This window comes from Thiohalobacter sp. (assembly GCF_027000115.1).
Taxonomy (GTDB): domain Bacteria; phylum Pseudomonadota; class Gammaproteobacteria; order Thiohalobacterales; family Thiohalobacteraceae; genus JALTON01.
In genome coordinates this window covers 1-1,653 of sequence record NZ_JALTON010000011.1, presented here as the reverse complement: position 1 = coordinate 1,653, position 1,653 = coordinate 1, and the positions used below count along the sequence as shown (strand labels likewise).

Here is a 1,653-nt window from a genome sequence, read left to right as displayed (position 1 = left end):
GGTTCCGTCCGCCCTGCTTGGCCGCATAGAGGGCTTCGTCGGCCCGCTCCAGCAGGGATTCGGCATCGTCGTTCTCGTTCAGGGTTGCAACGCCCACGCTGATGGTCAGGGGGATGTTCCGTCCTTCCAGAACCACCGGGTCATTGGCCAGTTGCCGGCGAATCCGCTCGCCGACCTGGGTGGCCATCTCGAGGTCGCTGGCGGGCAGGATGAACAGAAACTCCTCGCCACCGAAGCGACCAACGGTGTCCCTTTCACGCACCACCGCCGCCAGACGATGACCGACCTCCCGCAGGACCTGATCCCCGATCAGATGCCCGTATTCGTCGTTGATGTGCTTGAAGTGGTCCAGATCCGCGATGGCCACCGACAACGGTCGCGTCTTCGCTCGTGCCTGCCGGATTTCCCGCGCGAGCACGTCTTCCAGATGGCGACGGCTGGAAACCTCGGTCAGGGCGTCTGTCCGGATCTGCTGGGAGAGTTCTTCCTTTTCGTCGGCCAGTGAATGCACGGAACGGATCCAGTCCTGGATCTGCGACTGGTGATAGACTTCGATGGCCAGACTGATGTCCAGCTTGATGACCCGCCCCAGCAGGCGCACCAGCGCCATGCCTTCTTCCGGAATGCGGAACAATTCGGGCGAAAAACGGTCCAGGATCAGGTCCTCGAGCAGGCGATAGGCGGCCAGATAGAGGCTCAGGGGCAGACCGATGCGCGCGTGGGCAATGCCGGCACGCAAACGGGACTCGAAGTAGTCCGGGCTGTCGAAACCGATGCCGAGGGTATCGAGATAGTCGGCGTGGGTGACCTTGAGCTGCGGCACCTTGCGGCCGCCGTCGAGAAACCATGCGGTTTCCGGCATGGACACCAGGTAATCGTAGAAATCGTCGATGATGCGCGCCCCGAAGGGGGTGATCACCCGGGCGTGCAACTGGCCGGCCAGCCGGTGATCGGACCGGGACAGGCCCAGCAGCTTGATGCGGCGCTGGCGTCCGATTTCGTCGAACCCGTACTTGTCACACAATGGATAATTCATATAATTCCTGCGGCGACCACCCGGACCCGGTCGCCACCTGCCTGCAACTTTCCGGAGAACAGGACGCCAATGATGGATAGCCCTCTGGTAAGTGTACATCATCTCTCCCGTGCCTACGGTCATCTGCTCGCGGTCCAGGATGTGAGCTTCGCGCTGCAAAAGGGCGAAGTGCTGGGTTTCCTCGGCCCCAACGGCGCCGGCAAGTCCACCACCATGCAGATCATCACCGGCAACCTGGCGCCGACCGAGGGGCGCATCACCATCAACGGCATCGATCTGCTCGAGCAGCCGAAGGCCGCCAAGGCCGAAATCGGCTTCCTGCCCGAACAGCCACCCCTGTACCGCGAACTGACGGTGGACGAATACCTGCGCTTCTGCGCCCGCCTCAACCGCATCCGGCGCGACAAGGTGGACGCCGCCGTGCGCCGCGCCAAGGATCGCTGCGGCCTCGAGGCCGTCGGCCGGCGCCTGATCGCCAACCTGTCCAAGGGCTACCAGCAGCGGGTGGGCATCGCCCAGGCCATCATCCACACGCCGGCGGTGGTGGTGCTCGACGAGCCGACCGTGGGCCTCGACCCCATCCAGATCCGCGAGATCCGCGATCTGATCCGCGATCT

2 protein-coding genes are annotated in these 1,653 nt (G+C 63.8%); one reads left to right on the top strand and one right to left on the bottom strand.

From position 1 onward, the window contains the following. Positions 1–1,036: diguanylate cyclase (locus tag MVF76_RS01250; RefSeq protein ID WP_297526869.1), on the bottom strand; the 1,036-nt coding region annotated here is incomplete at its 3' end. A gap of 69 nt (positions 1,037–1,105) precedes the next feature. On the opposite strand from MVF76_RS01250, the gene MVF76_RS01245 reads away from it, so the two are divergent. Then, the coding region (locus MVF76_RS01245) for an ABC transporter ATP-binding protein (protein ID WP_297526867.1) at positions 1,106–1,653 on the top strand (548 nt) is incomplete at its 3' end.